The sequence below is a fragment of the Edaphosphingomonas haloaromaticamans genome, assembly GCF_001853345.1.
Taxonomy (GTDB): Bacteria; Pseudomonadota; Alphaproteobacteria; order Sphingomonadales; family Sphingomonadaceae; genus Sphingomonas_E; species Sphingomonas_E fennica.
This window is the reverse complement of the sequence record NZ_MIPT01000001.1, coordinates 4,338,711-4,354,384: the sequence shown is the minus strand read 5'-3', so window position 1 is coordinate 4,354,384 and position 15,674 is coordinate 4,338,711. Positions and strand designations below refer to the sequence as shown.

The 15,674-nt window shown below is 68.6% G+C and carries 20 protein-coding genes; 12 read left to right on the top strand and 8 right to left on the bottom strand.

Annotation, left to right across the window (positions count from 1 at the left end; translation table 11 throughout):
- Positions 1–75: 75 nt before the first annotated feature.
- Entirely contained in the window at positions 76–1,650 is a 1,575-nt protein-coding gene (gene guaA, locus BHE75_RS20275; RefSeq protein ID WP_015458519.1) for a glutamine-hydrolyzing GMP synthase, read from the top strand.
- Between the two features lie 123 nt (positions 1,651–1,773).
- On the opposite strand, the gene BHE75_RS20270 is transcribed toward guaA, so the two are convergent.
- On the bottom strand, positions 1,774–2,274 hold the full coding sequence (locus BHE75_RS20270) for a type II toxin-antitoxin system Phd/YefM family antitoxin (protein ID WP_254684514.1): 501 nt from the start codon (positions 2,272–2,274) through the stop codon (positions 1,774–1,776).
- Positions 2,275–2,332: 58 nt separating this feature from the next.
- Between BHE75_RS20270 and BHE75_RS20265 the strand changes: the two genes are divergently transcribed.
- Genes BHE75_RS20265 through BHE75_RS20255 form a run of 3 tightly spaced genes read left to right on the top strand, consistent with a single transcriptional unit; the run spans position 2,333 to position 3,854 of the window.
- The gene (locus BHE75_RS20265; protein WP_070935080.1) at positions 2,333–2,776 is read left to right on the top strand and encodes a hypothetical protein; all 444 of its coding nucleotides are present in this window, start codon (positions 2,333–2,335) and stop codon (positions 2,774–2,776) included.
- A gap of 9 nt (positions 2,777–2,785) precedes the next feature.
- The gene (locus BHE75_RS20260) at positions 2,786–3,451 is read left to right on the top strand and encodes a glutathione S-transferase family protein (protein WP_070935078.1); all 666 of its coding nucleotides are present in this window, start codon (positions 2,786–2,788) and stop codon (positions 3,449–3,451) included.
- A gap of 55 nt (positions 3,452–3,506) precedes the next feature.
- Positions 3,507–3,854, top strand: a complete 348-nt coding sequence (locus BHE75_RS20255) for an ArsC family reductase (protein WP_070935076.1) — start codon at positions 3,507–3,509, stop codon at positions 3,852–3,854.
- A gap of 13 nt (positions 3,855–3,867) precedes the next feature.
- Here the strand turns inward: BHE75_RS20255 and BHE75_RS20250 are convergent, their stop codons facing one another.
- Positions 3,868–4,122, bottom strand: coding sequence for a hypothetical protein (locus tag BHE75_RS20250; RefSeq protein WP_070935074.1), 255 nt, complete (start codon positions 4,120–4,122; stop codon positions 3,868–3,870).
- 113 nt (positions 4,123–4,235) lie between these two features.
- On the opposite strand from BHE75_RS20250, the gene panB reads away from it, so the two are divergent.
- From panB to BHE75_RS20215, 7 genes are all read left to right on the top strand, one after another.
- Positions 4,236–5,096, top strand: a complete 861-nt coding sequence (gene panB / locus BHE75_RS20245) for a 3-methyl-2-oxobutanoate hydroxymethyltransferase (protein ID WP_070935072.1) — start codon at positions 4,236–4,238, stop codon at positions 5,094–5,096.
- Positions 5,097–5,174: 78 nt separating this feature from the next.
- Entirely contained in the window at positions 5,175–5,891 is a 717-nt protein-coding gene (locus BHE75_RS20240; RefSeq protein ID WP_015458512.1) for a tetratricopeptide repeat protein, read from the top strand.
- 5 nt (positions 5,892–5,896) lie between these two features.
- Positions 5,897–7,240 carry a PQQ-like beta-propeller repeat protein gene (locus tag BHE75_RS20235; protein ID WP_015458511.1) on the top strand — a complete coding sequence of 448 codons (1,344 nt, stop codon included), beginning with the start codon at positions 5,897–5,899 and terminating at the stop codon, positions 7,238–7,240.
- Between the two features lie 103 nt (positions 7,241–7,343).
- The gene (der, locus tag BHE75_RS20230; protein WP_070935070.1) at positions 7,344–8,723 is read left to right on the top strand and encodes a ribosome biogenesis GTPase Der; all 1,380 of its coding nucleotides are present in this window, start codon (positions 7,344–7,346) and stop codon (positions 8,721–8,723) included.
- The gene (locus BHE75_RS20225) at positions 8,723–8,926 is read left to right on the top strand and encodes a sulfurtransferase TusA family protein (protein WP_015458509.1); all 204 of its coding nucleotides are present in this window, start codon (positions 8,723–8,725) and stop codon (positions 8,924–8,926) included. The genes der and BHE75_RS20225 overlap by 1 nt, the downstream gene beginning before the upstream one ends.
- A gap of 132 nt (positions 8,927–9,058) precedes the next feature.
- Positions 9,059–9,484, top strand: coding sequence for an Hpt domain-containing protein (locus BHE75_RS20220; protein WP_084653386.1), 426 nt, complete (start codon positions 9,059–9,061; stop codon positions 9,482–9,484).
- Between the two features lie 68 nt (positions 9,485–9,552).
- On the top strand, positions 9,553–9,924 hold the full coding sequence (locus BHE75_RS20215; RefSeq protein WP_015458507.1) for a DMT family transporter: 372 nt from the start codon (positions 9,553–9,555) through the stop codon (positions 9,922–9,924).
- Here BHE75_RS20215 and BHE75_RS20210 read toward each other — a convergent pair.
- The 6 genes from BHE75_RS20210 to gluQRS form a co-directional block, all read right to left on the bottom strand.
- Complete coding sequence (locus BHE75_RS20210; RefSeq protein ID WP_015458506.1) at positions 9,891–10,760, bottom strand: 3-hydroxyacyl-CoA dehydrogenase NAD-binding domain-containing protein; 870 nt, start codon at positions 10,758–10,760, stop codon at positions 9,891–9,893. The two genes, BHE75_RS20215 and BHE75_RS20210, sit on opposite strands and share 34 nt — an antisense overlap.
- A gap of 91 nt (positions 10,761–10,851) precedes the next feature.
- Positions 10,852–11,826 (bottom strand): L-histidine N(alpha)-methyltransferase, encoded by a 975-nt coding sequence (egtD, locus tag BHE75_RS20205; RefSeq protein WP_070935068.1) that lies wholly within the window; start codon positions 11,824–11,826, stop codon positions 10,852–10,854.
- 1 nt (position 11,827) lies between these two features.
- The gene (gene egtB / locus BHE75_RS20200; protein WP_070936200.1) at positions 11,828–13,111 is read right to left on the bottom strand and encodes an ergothioneine biosynthesis protein EgtB; all 1,284 of its coding nucleotides are present in this window, start codon (positions 13,109–13,111) and stop codon (positions 11,828–11,830) included.
- A gap of 92 nt (positions 13,112–13,203) precedes the next feature.
- A complete protein-coding gene (locus BHE75_RS20195) occupies positions 13,204–13,776 on the bottom strand; it encodes a cob(I)yrinic acid a,c-diamide adenosyltransferase (protein WP_070935066.1) in 573 nt (190 codons plus the stop codon).
- 19 nt (positions 13,777–13,795) lie between these two features.
- Positions 13,796–14,023: a twin transmembrane helix small protein gene (locus BHE75_RS20190; RefSeq protein WP_015458502.1), complete on the bottom strand. Its 228-nt coding sequence runs from the start codon at positions 14,021–14,023 to the stop codon at positions 13,796–13,798.
- A 9-nt stretch (positions 14,024–14,032) separates the two neighbouring features.
- Entirely contained in the window at positions 14,033–14,893 is an 861-nt protein-coding gene (gene gluQRS, locus BHE75_RS20185) for a tRNA glutamyl-Q(34) synthetase GluQRS (protein ID WP_070935064.1), read from the bottom strand.
- A 177-nt stretch (positions 14,894–15,070) separates the two neighbouring features.
- Between gluQRS and BHE75_RS20180 the strand changes: the two genes are divergently transcribed.
- Complete coding sequence (locus BHE75_RS20180; RefSeq protein ID WP_015458500.1) at positions 15,071–15,637, top strand: HNH endonuclease; 567 nt, start codon at positions 15,071–15,073, stop codon at positions 15,635–15,637.
- Positions 15,638–15,674: the final 37 nt, after the last annotated feature.

Here is a 15,674-nt window from a genome sequence, read left to right as displayed (position 1 = left end):
CCGTCTACTTGCGGCCGGCGCCCGGCGCGGGCGCAACGGCTGGACAGCGGCGGGCCATATCTTTATCGCGCGGCCATGACAGCCCATTCCACCGCCCATCCCAGTGACTGCATCCTGATCGTCGATTTCGGCAGCCAGGTGACGCAGCTCATCGCCCGCCGGGTCCGCGAGGCCGGCGTCTATTCCGAAATCGCGCCGTTCAACGCGGCGGCCGAGGCTTTCGAACGGCTGAAGCCAAGGGGCATCATCCTGTCCGGCGGCCCGGCCTCGGTTGCCGAGATGGGCAGCCCGCGCGCGCCCCAGCATTTCTTCGAGGCCGGCATCCCCATCCTCGGCATCTGCTACGGCCAGCAGACGATGTGCGCGCAACTCGGTGGATCGGTGTCGCCATCGTCCGACAATCGCGAATTCGGCCGCGCCTTCATCGAGGTGACGAAGGAATGCGGCCTGTTCAACGGCCTGTGGAAGGAAGGCGAGCGCCACCAGGTGTGGATGAGCCATGGCGACAAGGTCGATGCGCTGCCGGCGGGCTTCGTGCCGGTCGCCGCATCGGAAGGCGCGCCCTTCGCCGTCACGGCGGATGAGAGCCGCCGCTTCTACGGCGTGCAGTTCCACCCGGAGGTCGTCCACACGCCCGACGGCGCCAAGCTGATCGCCAATTTCGCCCGCCATGTCTGCGGGCTGGCCGGCGACTGGACGATGGCCGAGTTCCGCGCCGCCAAGATCGCAGAGATTCGCGAACAGGTGGGTTCGGGCAAGGTGATCTGCGGCCTTTCCGGCGGCGTCGATTCGGCGGTGGCGGCGGTGCTGATCCACGAGGCGATCGGCGATCAGCTCACCTGCGTGTTCGTCGATCATGGCCTGATGCGGATGGGCGAGGCCGATCAGGTCGTCAGCCTGTTCCGCGAGCATTATCACATCCCGCTCGTCCACGTGAACGCGGAGACGCTGTTCCTCTCCGGCCTCAAGGGCGAGACGGACCCGGAAAAGAAGCGCAAGTTCATCGGCAAGACCTTCATCGACGTGTTCGAGGAGGAAGCCCGCAAGATCGGCGGCGCCGAATTCCTGGCGCAGGGTACGCTCTATCCCGACGTGATCGAAAGCGTCTCCTTCACCGGCGGGCCTTCGGTGACGATCAAGAGCCACCATAATGTCGGCGGCCTGCCCGAACGCATGAACATGAAGCTGGTCGAGCCGCTGCGCGAGCTGTTCAAGGACGAGGTCCGCGCGCTGGGCCGCGAGCTTGGCCTGCCGGAGATCTTCGTCGGCCGCCACCCCTTCCCGGGGCCGGGCCTCGCCATCCGCATCCCCGGCGAAGTGACCAAGGAACGCTGCGACATCCTGCGCAAGGCCGACGCCATCTATCTCGAGGAAATCCGCGCCGCCGGCCTCTACGACGCGATCTGGCAGGCCTTCGCCGTGCTGCTGCCGGTGAAGACGGTGGGCGTGATGGGCGACGGGCGCACCTACGACTCGGTCTGCGCGCTCCGCGCCGTCACCTCGACCGACGGCATGACCGCCGACATCTATCCCTTCGACGCATCCTTCCTCGCCCGCGTCGCGACCCGCATCGTCAACGAGGTCCAGGGCATCAACCGCGTCACCTACGATTACACCTCCAAGCCCCCCGGCACGATCGAGTGGGAGTGACGCGGATCAGGCGGGTGTCCGGTGGACATCCGCCCGCGCCACTCGGCGGCGCAAGCCGCCGTGGGAAGGCAAGGGAGTAAGGCGGATGCCCTCGGTGGCGTCCGCTCGCATCCTTCAGCGGAGCTATTCGATCAGGCCAGCAGCGGCGTCGGCACGCCAAGAGCGGGACCGGCTTTGGCAAGCCCATGGTCGAGCGTGTGGACGGTGGCGCTGTTCGGCCAACCAGGCTTGCACATGCGGTGTCGCTTCGTTGGAGAGCGCCGCGACGATCAGCGACGTATTGAGATAAAGCATCAATCGCGGTCGGCGTCCCGCATCGCCCACCAGATTGACCGCCTCCTGGGATTTCGGCATCCCGGCCGTCAGGGATCGCAGCGCGGCGGCGTCGATCCGCTTGCGCGGTCTGGCCACGGCGGTGATCCGTGCCACCGGCCTGCCGCGCCGGGTAATGTCGATCGAATCCCTCGCTTCCACCCGGTCGACGAGTTCGCTCAGATGGGCCTTGGCATCCGCCAGACTGATCGTGTCCGTGCCATGTTCCTGACCATGTAGATGGTCATAAAAGGCATTCGGACCCCAGTTTTCAACGGCGCCGCGCACTGGCGCTGCCGCCAAGCCCTGCATTGCCTTTGCCGCCCATCGCGCGCAGGTTCCTTGCCAATAACAGGGAGAGGGATGCCGCATGATGGATCGTCTCGACGCCACGAAGCCGCCGGCCTGGTATTGGCTGGTCGCCGTCCTTGCCTTGCTGTGGGAGGGGGCGGGCTGTTTCGTCTATGTCTCGCAGGTGGGCATGTCCGCCGATGCCTTGGCGCAACTGCCGGCGGCGCAGCGGGAAATCTGGATGATGATGCCGGTGTGGGTGACGGGCGCCTATGCCATCGCGGTCTGGGCCGGGCTGGCGGGCGCGGTGGCGCTGATTCTCCGGCGCCGCTGGGCGCAGCCCCTGTTCCTGGTTTCGCTGGCCGCCGCGATCGTCCAGTTCGGCTGGACCTTCCTGGCGACGCCGATCGTGCGCACGGTCGGCGCGGCGGCGGCCGTGCCGTTCCCGATCTTCATCATCCTGGTCGCGGCATTGCTCGCCTGGTTCTCGGGCCGGGCGGCCGGGCGTGGCTGGCTTCGGTAGGCGGCGGCGATGCTGACGCTCCATTATCACCCCTTTTCCTCCTTCTGCCAGAAGGTGCTGGTGGCGCTGTATGAGCGCGATGTCCCCTTCACGCCCCGGCAGGTCGATCTCGGCGACGCGGGGGAACGGGCGGCGCTGGCGGCGCTCTGGCCGATGTGCCGCTTTCCCGTGCTGACGGATGATGTGGCGGGGCGGGCGATCCCCGAATCCTCGATCATCATCGAATATCTCGATGGGCACGGGGCAGGGGCGGCGCCGCTGGCCCCGGCCGATCCAGCCGCGGCGATCGAGGTGCGGCTGATGGACCGGCTGTTCGATCATTATGTCGAGCTGCCGATGCAGCGCATCGTCGGCGATCATCTGCGGCCGGAGGACAAGCGCGATCCGCATGGCGTGGCGGAGGCCCGCGCCACGCTCGGCACGGCCTATGCCATGCTGGAGGATCGGCTGGCCGGGCGGGCCTGGGCGGCGGGCGATGCCTTCTCGCTGGCGGATTGCTCGGCGGCGCCGGCGCTCTTCTATGCCGAATGGGTGCAGCCCTTCACCGGCGACCATCCCGCGCTCGCCGCTTATTTCCGCCGGTTGCGGGATCGCCCGTCCTTCGCGCGGGTGCTGGAGGAAGCGCGGCCCTATCGCGCCTACTTCCCGGTGCCGGCGCCTCCGCTGGGGGATTGACGGCCGCATCCGCGCTGGCGCAGGGCTCCGCATCCGATCGGCACGGAGGAACGGCGTGGGCGTCACCATCTACGGCATCAAGAATTGCGACACGATGAAGAAGGCGCGGGACTGGCTGGCCCAGCACGGCGTCGCGGCGGAATTCCATGACTATAAGACCGCCGGGATCGATCGCGCCACGCTGGAACGCTGGGTCGCCGATCTCGGCTGGGAGGTGCTGCTGAACCGCGCGGGCACCACCTTCCGCAAGCTGCCCGATGCCGATCGCGAAGGGATCGACGCCGAAAAGGCGATCGCGCTGATGCTGGCGCAGCCGTCGATGATCAAGCGCCCGGTGCTGGATGTGGACGGCAGGCTGACGGTGGGCTTCAAGTCCGATCGCTACGCGGCGCTGTTCGGCTGACCCGGCCGGCCCGTCAATAAGGCTGGCCCTGCTCGTGGGCGCGTTTCCGGGCATCCTTCTCGGCGCGCTTGCGTTCCTTGGCCTCGCGCTCTTCCTGCTTGCGGATCTCGCGGCCGCGATTGCGGTCCGCTTCCTCCTGGCTGGTGGTGACGGCGTCGACACCTGCGCCCACCGCCTTCACCGGCAGCGTCACGATATTGGCGGCCGTCCGCGCGACGCAGCCGGACGCGAGCAGGGCCAGAGGCAGGATAAGCAGGGCGGCGCGCATGCGGGACCGATCGATGGTTCTTGGTGCCCGCGCTTGTAGCCGGCGCCGCCCGCGCCGTCGATCGGGGTTGCGACGATTTGACCGCGCGGTCCGCCAGGGGCTACCACCCGCCCATGTCCACGACCTTCACCCTCGATACCTCCACCAGCCGCGCCCACCCCACGCCCGCGCCGATGAAGCGGATGACGGTGCCGCAGATCCAGGCGCGCAAGGGCAAGGAGCCGATCGTCATGCTCACCGCCTATACGGCGCGCATGGCGCAGCTGCTCGACCGGCATTGCGATATGCTACTGGTGGGCGACAGCCTGGGCCAGGTGATCTACGGCCTGCCTTCCACCCTGCCGGTGACGCTGGACATGATGTGCGCGCATGGCGCCGCCGTGGTGCGCGGCAGCTATCATTCGGTGGTGATCGTCGACATGCCGTTCGGCACCTATGAGGCGAGCCCCGAGCAGGCCTTCCGCTCCGCCGCGCGCGTGATGGCGGAAACGGGCGCGGCCGGCGTGAAGCTGGAAGGGGGCGAGGCGATGGCGCCCACCGTGGCCTTTCTGCAGGAACGCGGCATCCCCGTGGTCGGCCATATCGGCCTTACCCCGCAGGCGGTGAACGCGCTGGGCGGCTATGGCGCGCGCGGCCGCAGCAATGCCGAACATTCGAAGATCATCGCCGATGCGCGCGCGATGGCCGATGCCGGCGCCTTTTCCATCGTCGTCGAAGGCGTGGTGGAGCCGCTGGCCGTCGCGGTGACGGCGGAGGTCTCCTGCCCGGTGATCGGCATCGGCGCGTCGGCCAGGTGCGACGGCCAGGTGCTGGTGATCGACGACATGCTCGGCATGTTCGAACGCACCGCCCGCTTCGTGAAGCGTTATGACGATCTGGCGTCCCGCATCGATGCGGCGGCGGGCGCCTATGCCGAGGAGGTGCGCGCGCGCGCCTTCCCCGGCATCGATCAGACCTATCAGCCCAAAGGCTGAACACAGCTTTCGTTCAGGTTCAGTCGTCGCTAAGAAGGCGACCCGCGATAATTCGGCCGCGATGCTTGGAGAGACTGCTTGGCCCTGAAGCCCCAGAATGAAGACGCCTTCTTCCGCGAGGTGGATGAGGAACTGCGTCGCGAACAGATCGGCACCTTCTGGCGCACTTATGGCCGCCTCGTCGCCATTGCGGTGGTGGTGGGGCTGGTCGCCTTCGGCGGGTGGCTCTACTGGCAGCACCGGCAGAAGACTGCCGCCGACGCCGCGAGCGAGGCGATGGTGCAGGCCCTGACCGATCTGGAACAGGGCAAGCATAATGCCGCCAAGGCCAAGCTCGAAGCCGTGCAGAAGGAAGGCATTCCCGCCTATCGCGGCGCGGCCTTGCTCGCCCAGGCGGCCTCCGCGCTGGAACGCGGCGATGTGAAGGCGGCGGCGGCCGGCTATCAGGCCGTGGCCGCCGATCCGGCGATCCCGCAGCCGTTCCGCGATCTTGCCACCATCCGCCAGACCGCCGCCGAATTCGATACGCTGCCGCCTGCCCAGGTGGTCGCGCGGCTGAAGCCGCTGGCCGAAGCCGGCAACCCCTGGTTCGGCAGCGCCGGCGAGATGACGGCCATCGCCTATATGAAGATGGGCAAGCCCGACCTGGCCGGCCCGATCTTCGCGGCCATGGCGAAGGATGAGGGCGTGCCCCCTTCGATCCGCGATCGCGCCGGGCGCCTCGCCCTTTCGCTCGGGGCCGATGCGGCCGCCCCTGCCGCCCCCGTCAAGGCGCCGGGCGCCGCAAAGGAATGACCAGCATGAAGCGTGCCGTGATCGCGGGGATGATCCTCGCCAGCCTCAGCGGCTGCGGAATATTCAAGAAAACCGCGCCCAAGACCGCCGTGCTCGGCGAACGCACCCCCGTCCTCACTTATGAGACGGGCGCCGAGGTCGATGCCTCGCTGGCGGACACGCCCGTCGAGGTGCCGGGCCCGATGACCAACGATGCCTGGGCGCAGCCCGGCGGCAATGCCTGGAAGGTGCTGAGCCACGTCGCGCTCGGCCAGAACCTGTCCGAGGCGTGGCGCGCCCATATCGACGGCAGCACCAAGCGCGCGCGGCTTGCCGCCGCGCCGGTGGTGGCCGACGGCAAGCTCTACGTGATGGATATCGGCGGCCGCGTCCACGCCCTCGATGCCGCCAGCGGGCGCGAATTGTGGGTGAAGGCGATCCCGCAGGCGAAGAAGCTGTCGGGCGAGGAGCAGAAGGAAAGCCGGTCCGGCAAGGTCGTGTTCGGCGGCGGCGTCAGCTACGAAGCCGGCCGGCTCTATGCGACGACCGGGCTGGGCGATGTCTCCTCGCTCGATGCCGCCACCGGCAATATCGGCTGGACGGTGCGCCCCGGCGGCCCGCTGCGCGGCGCGCCCACCGTCGCCAACGGCCATGTCTATGTCGTCAGCCAGGATAACCAGCTCTTCGCGCTGAAGGCGGAGGACGGATCGGTCGTCTGGAACGAGGCCGGCACGCTGGAACTGGCCGGCGTGTTCGGCGTCGCGGCCCCGGCCGCCGCGGCCGGCACCGTCGTCGCCGGCTTCTCCTCGGGCGAGCTCAACGCCTATCGCTACGAAAACGGCCGCATCGTCTGGCAGGATGCGCTGTCGCGCACCAGCATCTCGACCGCGGTGGCCAGCCTTTCCGATATCGATGCCGATCCGGTGATCGATCAGGGCCGCGTCTATGCCGTCGGCCAGGGTGGCCGCATGGTCGCGATGGAGCTCAACACCGGCCAGCGCATGTGGGAACTCAGCATCGCCGGCATCTCCACCCCCTGGGTGGCGGGCGACTGGATCTTCGTCGTCACCGATGACGCGCGGCTGATGTGCATCGCGCGCACCAGCGGCAAGGTCCGCTGGATCAGCCAGCTCGAACGGTGGCGCAGCGCGAAGTCGAAGAAGGGCCCGGTGAGCTGGACCGGCCCGATCCTCGCGGGCAACCGGCTGATCGTCGCCAATACGGAAGGCGAGCTTGCCTATGTCGATCCGGCGACCGGCAAGGTGCAGTCCAAGGGCAAGGCGGGTGGGCCGGTCTATCTTTCCCCCATCGTTGCCAACAACATGCTCTATGTGCTGGCCGAGGACGGCACGCTGACCGCCTGGCGCTGATATCGTCCGCTCCCCGGTGTCCCGAAGGGCATCGGGGAGGGCGCGATGCCGCCGATCGCATAATTGAGTCCCGCCGGCGCGCGAATGTCGGTAAGGGGGCACAATGTCCAAGCTTCCCGTGGTCGCGATCGTCGGCCGGCCGAATGTCGGCAAATCAACCCTGTTCAACCGCCTCGTCGGCAAGAAGCTCGCGCTCGTCGACGATCGGCCGGGCGTGACGCGCGATCGCCGCGAAGGCGATGCCACGCTGCTGGGCCTCGAATTCCGGGTGATCGACACCGCCGGCTTCGAGGATGAGGACCCCGATACGCTGCCCGGCCGGATGCGCCGGCAGACGGAAGCGGCGGTCGATGCGGCCGACGTCGCGCTGTTCCTGATCGACGCGCGCGCCGGGGTGATGCCGCTGGACGAGGAGATCGCCCGTTGGCTGCGCGCCGGCGATACGCCGGTGGTGGTGCTCGCCAACAAGGCCGAAGGCAAGGCGGGCGAGGGCGGCGTGCTCGAATCCTTCGCGCTCGGCTTCGGCGATCCGGTGCCGTTCAGCGCCGAACATGGCGAGGGGCTGGCCGATCTGTTCAGCGCGCTGCTGCCCTATGTCGATCGCGAGGACGATGCGGAGGATGAGGCGGCGGACGACGAGGATGAGGAGGGCCGTCCCACCGGCCCGTTGAAGCTCGCCATCGTCGGCCGGCCCAACGCCGGCAAGTCCACCCTCGTCAACCGCATGCTGGGCGAGGAACGGATGATCACCGGCCCCGAGGCCGGCATCACCCGCGATTCGATCGCGATCAACTGGGAATGGACCGATGCGGAAGGCAATGTCCGCCCCGTCCGCCTGATCGACACCGCGGGCATGCGCAAGCGCGCCCGCGTGCAGGACAAGCTGGAAAAGCTCTCGGTCGCCGATGCGCTCCACGCCGTCGATTTCGCCGAGGTGGTCGTGCTGCTGCTCGATGCCACGCTGGGGCTGGAGGCGCAGGACCTGCGCATCGCCGACAAGGTGCTGCAGGAAGGCCGCGCCCTCATCATCGCGCTCAATAAATGGGACGTGGCGGAAAATCCGCCGGCGCTGTTCCAGGGCGTGCGCACCGCGCTGGACGAGGGGCTGGCGCAGGTGAAGGGCCTGCCGCTGCTCACCGTCTCGGCCGCCACCGGGCGCGGGATCGACCAGCTTCTCCAGGTCGCCTTCGAATCGCGCGATGCCTGGTCGCGCCGCGTCTCCACGGGCCAGCTCAACCGCTGGTTCGAAAAGGCGATCGAGAAGAATCCGCCGCCCGCCCCCGGCGGCAAGCGGATCAAGCTGCGCTACCTCACCCAGGCCAAGACGCGCCCGCCCGGTTTCATCCTGTTCGGCACGCGGGTGGACGAGCTGCCCGAAAGCTATCGCCGCTATCTGATGAACGGCATCCGCCGCGATCTCGGCTTCGGCGCGGTGCCGGTGCGCCTCACGCTGCGCGCGCCGAAGAATCCGTTCGATTCCTGATGGCCCTGGCGGTCGATGCCCGGGGCATGCGCTGCCCCTGGCCGGCCCTGCGGCTGGCCCGTGCGATGCGGGATGCCGGCCCCGGCGCCACCGTCCGCCTGCTTGCGGACGATCCCGCCGCCCCGCGCGAGGTGGCGGCGCTGGCCGCCCAGCATGGCTGGCAGGTGGAGGAAGATGGCGAGGCCCTGATCGTTACGGGCTGAGATGGGTCGATAATCCGGCGGATTGTCGATGGCGCTGCCCACAAAACGGGTTGCCCCGTCAACGCGGCCTTTACGAATTTCCTGCAACAGGGCGTTTGGCCGTGGGGAAATGGCCGATGGAGGAGCGGACAAGTGGCCGGTAAGACGTTGGCTTTGGTCGACTGGGACGTCTTTTCGCGCGCGCGCACCGAGCTTGGCGCGGGCTTCATCCGCATCCTCGGCTATTTCCGCGAAGACGGCGTGAAATCGATCCAGGCGATCGAGGAGGCGATGCGCGCCCGCAACGCCACCGCGCTCGTGATCCCGGCGCATACGCTGAAGGGCGAATCGCTCCAGTTCGGGGCGGAGCCGCTGGCGGCGCTTTCCGAACATATCGAAAAGGTCGCCCGCCGCTGCGTCGAGACCCGTCAGGCCCCGGACGAGCTGATCCCCGATGTCGTCCGCCTGCGCCCGATGTTCGAGGAAACGCTCGCCCAGATCGACCGCGAGGCCAGCCCCCTCATGCAGCGCCGTCCCAGCTTCGGCCGCCGCCCGCCCACGGTTTTCGGCCAGGGCTGAATTCGTCCCGCTTGCCATCGTTGCCGCCGCCATGCTCTGACCGGCGCGACGGAGCAGGAGGACGGCCCATGAACCCATGGATATTGCTGGGCGGATCGATCGCGCTGGAGATCGCCGCAACATCCCTCCTCAAGGCGTCGGAGGGCTTTGCGCGGCCGGGCTTCGGGATCGCTTCGATCGCGCTCTATTCGGCCTGCTTCTGGCTGCTGTCGATCACGCTCACGCGGGTGCCGATGGGTATCGCCTATGCGGTCTGGTCGGGCGTCGGCATCGTCGCGATCGCGCTGATCGGGCTCGCTTTCTTCCGCCAGCCGATGAACGGCGCGCAGTGGCTGTGCGTCGGCCTGATCCTCGTGGGCGCGGTGGGGCTGAACCTCACCACGCCGCACGATGCCGGTTCCGCGGATCAGCGGGTCGGCACGGGCTCCGGCCCGGAATAGTCGTAGAAGCCGCGTCCGGTCTTGCGGCCCAGCCAGCCGGCCTCGACATATTTCACCAGGATCGGCGCCGGGCGATATTTGGGATCGCCGAAATCCTCCTGCAGCACCCTCAGGATCAGCAGGATCGTATCGAGGCCGATCATGTCGGCCAGCGTCAGCGGCCCCATCGGGTGGCCGAGGCCCAGCTTCACGCCCTTGTCGATATCGACGATCGATCCCACGCCCTCGCCGACGGCAAAGAATGCCTCGTTCAGCAGCGGCAGCAGGATGCGGTTGACGACGAAGCAGGGCGAATCCTGCGCGATCACCGTTTCCTTGCCGACCTTCCTGGCGAAATCCTGGGCGACGGCGACGGTCGCGTCGGAGGTCGCAAGGCCGCGGATCACCTCCATCAGCGGCATCAGCGGCACCGGGTTGAAGAAATGCATGCCGATGAAGCGCGCTGGATCGATCGATGCCTGCGCCAGCCGGGTGATGGAGATGGAGGAGGTGTTGGACGCCAGCACCGCATCCGCCGCCAGCACCTTGCCGACATTCTGGAAGATCACGCGCTTGATGTCCTCGCGCTCGGTCGCCGCCTCGATGACGAGGCCGGCGGCGGCCATGGGCGCGAGATCGCCGATCGGCTCGATCCGGCCGATCGCGCCGTCCGCCTCGCCCGCGTCCAGCTTGCCCTTCTCCACTTGCTTGGCGAGGATCCTGGCGATCCCCGCCTTGCCCTTTTCGGCGACGTCGGCCGAAACGTCGGACAGGAACACCCTATATCCTGCCTGCGCCGCCACCTGGGCGATGCCCGCCCCCATCTGGCCCGCGCCGATTACGCCGATGCTGTCCATGTCCGCTTCCCTCCAGTCTGATCGGCCTCGCGGATAGGGGAGGATGGCGGCGATGGGAAGCGGGGGCGCGGCCCGGCTGCCGCAATCGCGATCAGGGCGCGGTTTCCGGCGGGCGCGCCTCGGCCAGGATCAGCGCGAACAGCCCGTCCGGGTCGGTCCATTCGCGCATCGGCGTCCAGCCGCCCGCCGCCAGCAGAAGCCGGGCGCCGCGCGGATCATATTTGTGGCTGTTCTCGGTATGGATGGTCTCGCCCGCTGCCACGGCGAAGCGTTGCCCGGCGACGATGAAGCTTATGTCCGCCATCGCCTCCAGATGCATCTCGATCCGCGCGGCCTCGTCGTTCCAGATCGCGCGATGGCGGAAGGCGGCGATGGGGATATCGCCGTCCAGCTCGCGGTTGATGCGGTGGAGGAGGTTGAGGTTGAACGCGGCCGTCACCCCTTCGGCATCGTCATAAGCGGGGATCAGGATGGCGGGCGATTTCACCCGGTCCATGCCGATCAGCAGCATCGCGCCCTCGCCCAGCGTGCCGGCCATGGCGCGCAGCAGGTCCACGCCGTGCGCGGGCCCCATGTTGCCGATCGTCGATCCGGGAAAGAAGCCCAGCTTGGGCAGGTGGCGGACATCGCGGGGCAGCGCCACCCGCGCCATGAAATCCGCCTCCACCGGGATCACCGGCAGGCCGGGAAAGTCCGCCGCCAGCGCATCGGCCGATTGCCGCAGGAAATCGCCCGAAATGTCGATCGGCACATAAGCGGCGGGCGCGATGGCGGACAGCAGGTGCGGCGTCTTGGCCGACGATCCCGATCCGAACTCGATCACCGCGCGCCCCGGCCCGGCGATGCGGCCGACCGCGCCGGCATGTTCGGCCAGCAGCGCGGTTTCCACCCGCGTCGGATAATATTCGGGCAGGCGGGTGATCGCCTCGAACAATTCGGACCCGCGATGGTCGTAGAACCAGCGCGCCGGGATGGCGCGCGGGCGGGCGGAAAGGCCGGCGATCACGTCGGCCCGGAAGGCCGCGTGCAGCGTGCCGGCGCGGTCGAGCAGGTCGGTTGCGGCCATGTCAGATATCCTTCGCCAGCCGCAATGCGGTGAACTGCCAGCGCTGATGGGGGTAGAAGAAGTTGCGGTAGGATGCCCGCGCATGGCCGCGCGGCGTGGCGCAGCTCGCGCCCTTCAGCACGCACTGGCCGGACATGAACTTGCCATTATATTCGCCGACCGCGCCGGGGGCGGGGCGGAAGCCCGGATAGGGCAGATAGGCGCTGGCGGTCCATTCCCACCCGTCCCCGAACATCTGCCTCAGCCCCGGCCCGCCGGCGCCTGCGGTGCGCGGCCGCACCGGCCCGGCTTCGTCCAGCTGGTTGCCGGAATTGGGATCGATCGCCGCGGCGACGCTTTCCCATTCCGCCTCGGTCGGCAGGCGCGCGCCGGCCCAGCGGGCATAGGCGTCCGCCTCATAATAGCTGATATGTGTGACGGGCGCCGCCGGCCGCACGGGGTGGAGCCCGTCCAGCGCGAAGCTCGCCCAGCCCACGCCGTCTTCCGCCCGGCGCCAGTAGAGCGGGGCCGAAATCCCCTGCGACCGCACCCAGGCCCAGCCGTCCGCCAGCCAATGTTCGGGCCGGTCATAGCCGCCATCGGCCATGAACGCCTGCCATTCGCCGTTGGTGACGGGCCGGTCGGCCAGGGCATGCGGGGTCAGCATCACCGGATGGGGCGGCCCCTCGCAATCGAAGGCGAAGCCGTTGCGCGCGTCCGCGCCGATCTCGACGATGCCGTGGCGCCCTTCGATCCACCTGATCGGATCGGGCGCCGGCGAGGGCGGATCGCGCCGCGCCTCCCACATCGCCGGGCACAGCGGATTGGCGGCGAAGAGGTTGAGGATATCGGTCAGCAGCAATTCCTGGTGCTGCTGTTCGTGCTGGATGCCCAGCATCACCCGGTCGCGCATGGCGGCGTCCAGCCCCGGCAGGGCGGCGATCACCGCTTCGTCCACCGCCTCGCGCCAGGCGATAACCTCGCCCAGCCTGGGCCGGGTCAGCATGCCGCGCCGCTCACGTGGATGGCGCGCGCCCTCCGCCTCGTAATAGCTGTTGAACAGATGCGCCCAGCGCGGATCGCGCGGGCGATATCCGGTGCCGCCGTCGCGCAGCACGAAGGTTTCGAAGAACCAGCTCGTATGCGCCAGATGCCATTTGGCGGGCGATGCCTCCGGCATGGATTGCGCGGTCGCATCGGCGTCCGAAAGCGGCGCCGCCAGCGCAAGGCTCAATCCGCGCACCGCCCGGAAACGGGTCGCGATATCGTCCTGCGGCTGGGTTTGTCGTGCCGCGTCGCTCAGCATGGCCTCAAGCCCATGGCCGACCAACGGATCACGGCCGGCATGGTTGCATGGGGCATGGCCCGGCTCAGGGGCCGGATGCGCTGCCGTGGCGGCTAGCGCGTGGCCCCCGGCTGCCACAGCACGTCGCCGCCATTGTGGGAGGCGATCAGCCGGGCGAGCACGAACAGATGATCCGAAAGCCGGTTGATATAGGCAAGCGCGCGCGGATTGAGCGCAACCTCGCGCGCCGCCGCCACTGCCGATCGCTCCGCCCGGCGCACCACGGCGCGGGCGAGGTGGAGGTGCGCGACCGCGCCGGGGCCGGCCGGCAGGATGAAGCTGCGAAGCGGCGCCAGCCCCTCGTTCAGCATGTCGATCTCGCGCTCCAGCCGGTCCACCTGCGATTGGGCGATGCGCAATTCCATCTCGGTGGGCGCGAAATCGCCTTTGCCGGGCGTCGCGAGGTCCGCGCCCAGATCGAACAACTCGTTCTGGATGCGGCCGAGCAGGGCGGCATGGCTTTCGTCGGCGACGTGCTGGAGCGCGACGCCGATCGCCGAGTTGGCCTCGTCCACGTCGCCGATCGCCGCCATGCGCGGATCGGCCTTGGACACGCGCGAACCATCGACCAGCCCGGTCGTGCCGGCGTCGCCCGTGCGCGTGTAGATCCTGTTGAGCCTTACCATGCCGCCTCGTCCGCCGGGCTCAGCCGCCGCGGGCGACCAGCAGGAACAATATGATGAGGATGATCGCCAGCGCCTGGAAGCCGATGCGCGCCCGCATCATCCTGTTCTGCCGCTGGCCGGAAAGATTGGGGCCGCTCCCCGTCAGATCCGCCTCGGTGGTCTTCAGGAAGATGACGATGCCGCGCACCAGCGCCGCCAGCGTCGCCAGCATGGCCAGTATCATGAGGATGATCAGGAAAGTGGACATGGCGCCATTTTAGGCGCTTGCCGGGGGAATGCCAGCGGGGATTGCCCCGGCGCGCAGCGATGCGGCCAATGCGTGGCCGTCCATGCCCCGCTGGCGCATCAGGGCAAGCGCGGGCGCGCCGTCGCGCTTGGCCAGCCTCTTGCCGTCCGGCCCGGTCAGCAGCGGATGATGGTGGTAGAACGGCGTCGGCAGGCCCAGCAGCGCCTGCAGCAGGCGGTGGACATGGGTGGCGGCGAACAGATCCTCGCCGCGCACCACGTCCGTCACGCCCTGCGCGGCATCGTCGACGGTGACGGCGAGGTGATAGGATACCGGCGCGTCCTTGCGAGCGAGCACCACGTCGCCCTGCTCCCCCGGCGCCGCCGGCACCGTGCCGGCGGTCTCGTCCGTCCAGTCGAGCGGGCCGGCGCGGGCGATGGCGGCCGCCATGTCGATCCGCCAGGCGTGCGGCTCGGCGACCATGCGGGCGGCACGGACCTGGGGATCGAGATGGCGGCAGGTGCCCGGATAGACGGCGCCCGCCGGCCCGTGCGGCGCCGCGGCGCTGGCGGCGATCTCCGCGCGGGTGCAGAAGCAGGGATAGGCGAGGCCCATCGCCTTCAGCCGGTCGAGCGCGTCGGCATAGAGGCCGAGCCGGGCGGACTGGCGGACGACATCGCCGTCCCAGCGCAGCCCCAGCCAGGCCAGATCCTCCAATATTCCGGCCACATGCTCCTCGCGCGTGCGGCCGGGATCGATATCCTCGATGCGCAGCAGGAAGCGCCCGCCGGCCGCCCGCGCCAGATCATGCGCGCGGATCGCCGAGAAGGCATGGCCCAGATGCAGCGCGCCGGTCGGGCTCGGCGCGAAACGCGAAATTACGTGACTCATCGGCAAAACGGCTCTTGACCACGAGTCGGGAACGATGTTGTCATGACGGTGTCACGCTCTTGAGGTTAGGAGCGCGACGTCGGGAGACGCGAGCCGGTTCGGCCTCCGCGTCCCGAGTGCGACGGGACCGAAGCCGTCCGGTGGCTCTTCCAGCCACACGGGGAGGCCGTCCGTTCCATGTACCATCCCGATCTCCTGCGCCATCCGGATAGTTGCCCGGCGCTCGTGCTCAATGCCGATTATACGCCGCTCAGCTATTATCCGCTCAGCCTGTGGTCCTGGCAGACGGCGATCAAGGCGGTGTTCCTCGAACGCGTCGATATCGTCGCTTACTATCAGCGCGAGGTGCACAGCCCCAATTTCGCGATGCAATTGCCCTCGGTGATCGCCCTTCGCCAATATGTCCGGCAATCGCAATATCCCGCCTTCACCCGGTTTAACCTGTTCCTGCGCGATCGCTTCACCTGCCAATATTGCGGCGCCGCCACCGACCTCACCTTCGATCACGTCATCCCCCGCGCCCAGGGCGGGCGGACGACATGGGAGAATGTGGCCACCGCCTGCGCGCCCTGCAACCTCCGCAAGGGCGGCCGCACGCCGCGCCAGGCGCATATGGCGCTGATGGAGGAACCGATCCGCCCCACCACCTGGCAGCTCCAGGAAAACGGCCGCAGCTTCCCGCCCAACTATCTGCACCAGAGCTGGCGGGACTGGCTCTATTGGGATGTCGAACTGGACGCCTGAGCGCCCGTTGGAGATTCGCTCCCGGCAAATCCGGTGA

Coding starts and splice junctions, on each gene's coding strand:
- guaA (WP_015458519.1), top strand. CDS start 76: ATGACAGCCCATTCCACCGCCCATCCCAGTGACTGCATCCTGATCGTC.
- BHE75_RS20270 (WP_254684514.1), bottom strand. CDS start 2,274: ATGCAGGGCTTGGCGGCAGCGCCAGTGCGCGGCGCCGTTGAAAACTGG.
- BHE75_RS20265 (WP_070935080.1), top strand. CDS start 2,333: ATGATGGATCGTCTCGACGCCACGAAGCCGCCGGCCTGGTATTGGCTG.
- BHE75_RS20260 (WP_070935078.1), top strand. CDS start 2,786: ATGCTGACGCTCCATTATCACCCCTTTTCCTCCTTCTGCCAGAAGGTG.
- BHE75_RS20250 (WP_070935074.1), bottom strand. CDS start 4,122: ATGCGCGCCGCCCTGCTTATCCTGCCTCTGGCCCTGCTCGCGTCCGGC.
- panB (WP_070935072.1), top strand. CDS start 4,236: ATGTCCACGACCTTCACCCTCGATACCTCCACCAGCCGCGCCCACCCC.
- BHE75_RS20235 (WP_015458511.1), top strand. CDS start 5,897: ATGAAGCGTGCCGTGATCGCGGGGATGATCCTCGCCAGCCTCAGCGGC.
- der (WP_070935070.1), top strand. CDS start 7,344: ATGTCCAAGCTTCCCGTGGTCGCGATCGTCGGCCGGCCGAATGTCGGC.
- BHE75_RS20225 (WP_015458509.1), top strand. CDS start 8,723: ATGGCCCTGGCGGTCGATGCCCGGGGCATGCGCTGCCCCTGGCCGGCC.
- BHE75_RS20215 (WP_015458507.1), top strand. CDS start 9,553: ATGAACCCATGGATATTGCTGGGCGGATCGATCGCGCTGGAGATCGCC.
- BHE75_RS20210 (WP_015458506.1), bottom strand. CDS start 10,760: ATGGACAGCATCGGCGTAATCGGCGCGGGCCAGATGGGGGCGGGCATC.
- egtD (WP_070935068.1), bottom strand. CDS start 11,826: ATGGCCGCAACCGACCTGCTCGACCGCGCCGGCACGCTGCACGCGGCC.
- egtB (WP_070936200.1), bottom strand. CDS start 13,111: ATGCTGAGCGACGCGGCACGACAAACCCAGCCGCAGGACGATATCGCG.
- BHE75_RS20195 (WP_070935066.1), bottom strand. CDS start 13,776: ATGGTAAGGCTCAACAGGATCTACACGCGCACGGGCGACGCCGGCACG.
- BHE75_RS20190 (WP_015458502.1), bottom strand. CDS start 14,023: ATGTCCACTTTCCTGATCATCCTCATGATACTGGCCATGCTGGCGACG.
- gluQRS (WP_070935064.1), bottom strand. CDS start 14,893: ATGAGTCACGTAATTTCGCGTTTCGCGCCGAGCCCGACCGGCGCGCTG.
- BHE75_RS20180 (WP_015458500.1), top strand. CDS start 15,071: ATGTACCATCCCGATCTCCTGCGCCATCCGGATAGTTGCCCGGCGCTC.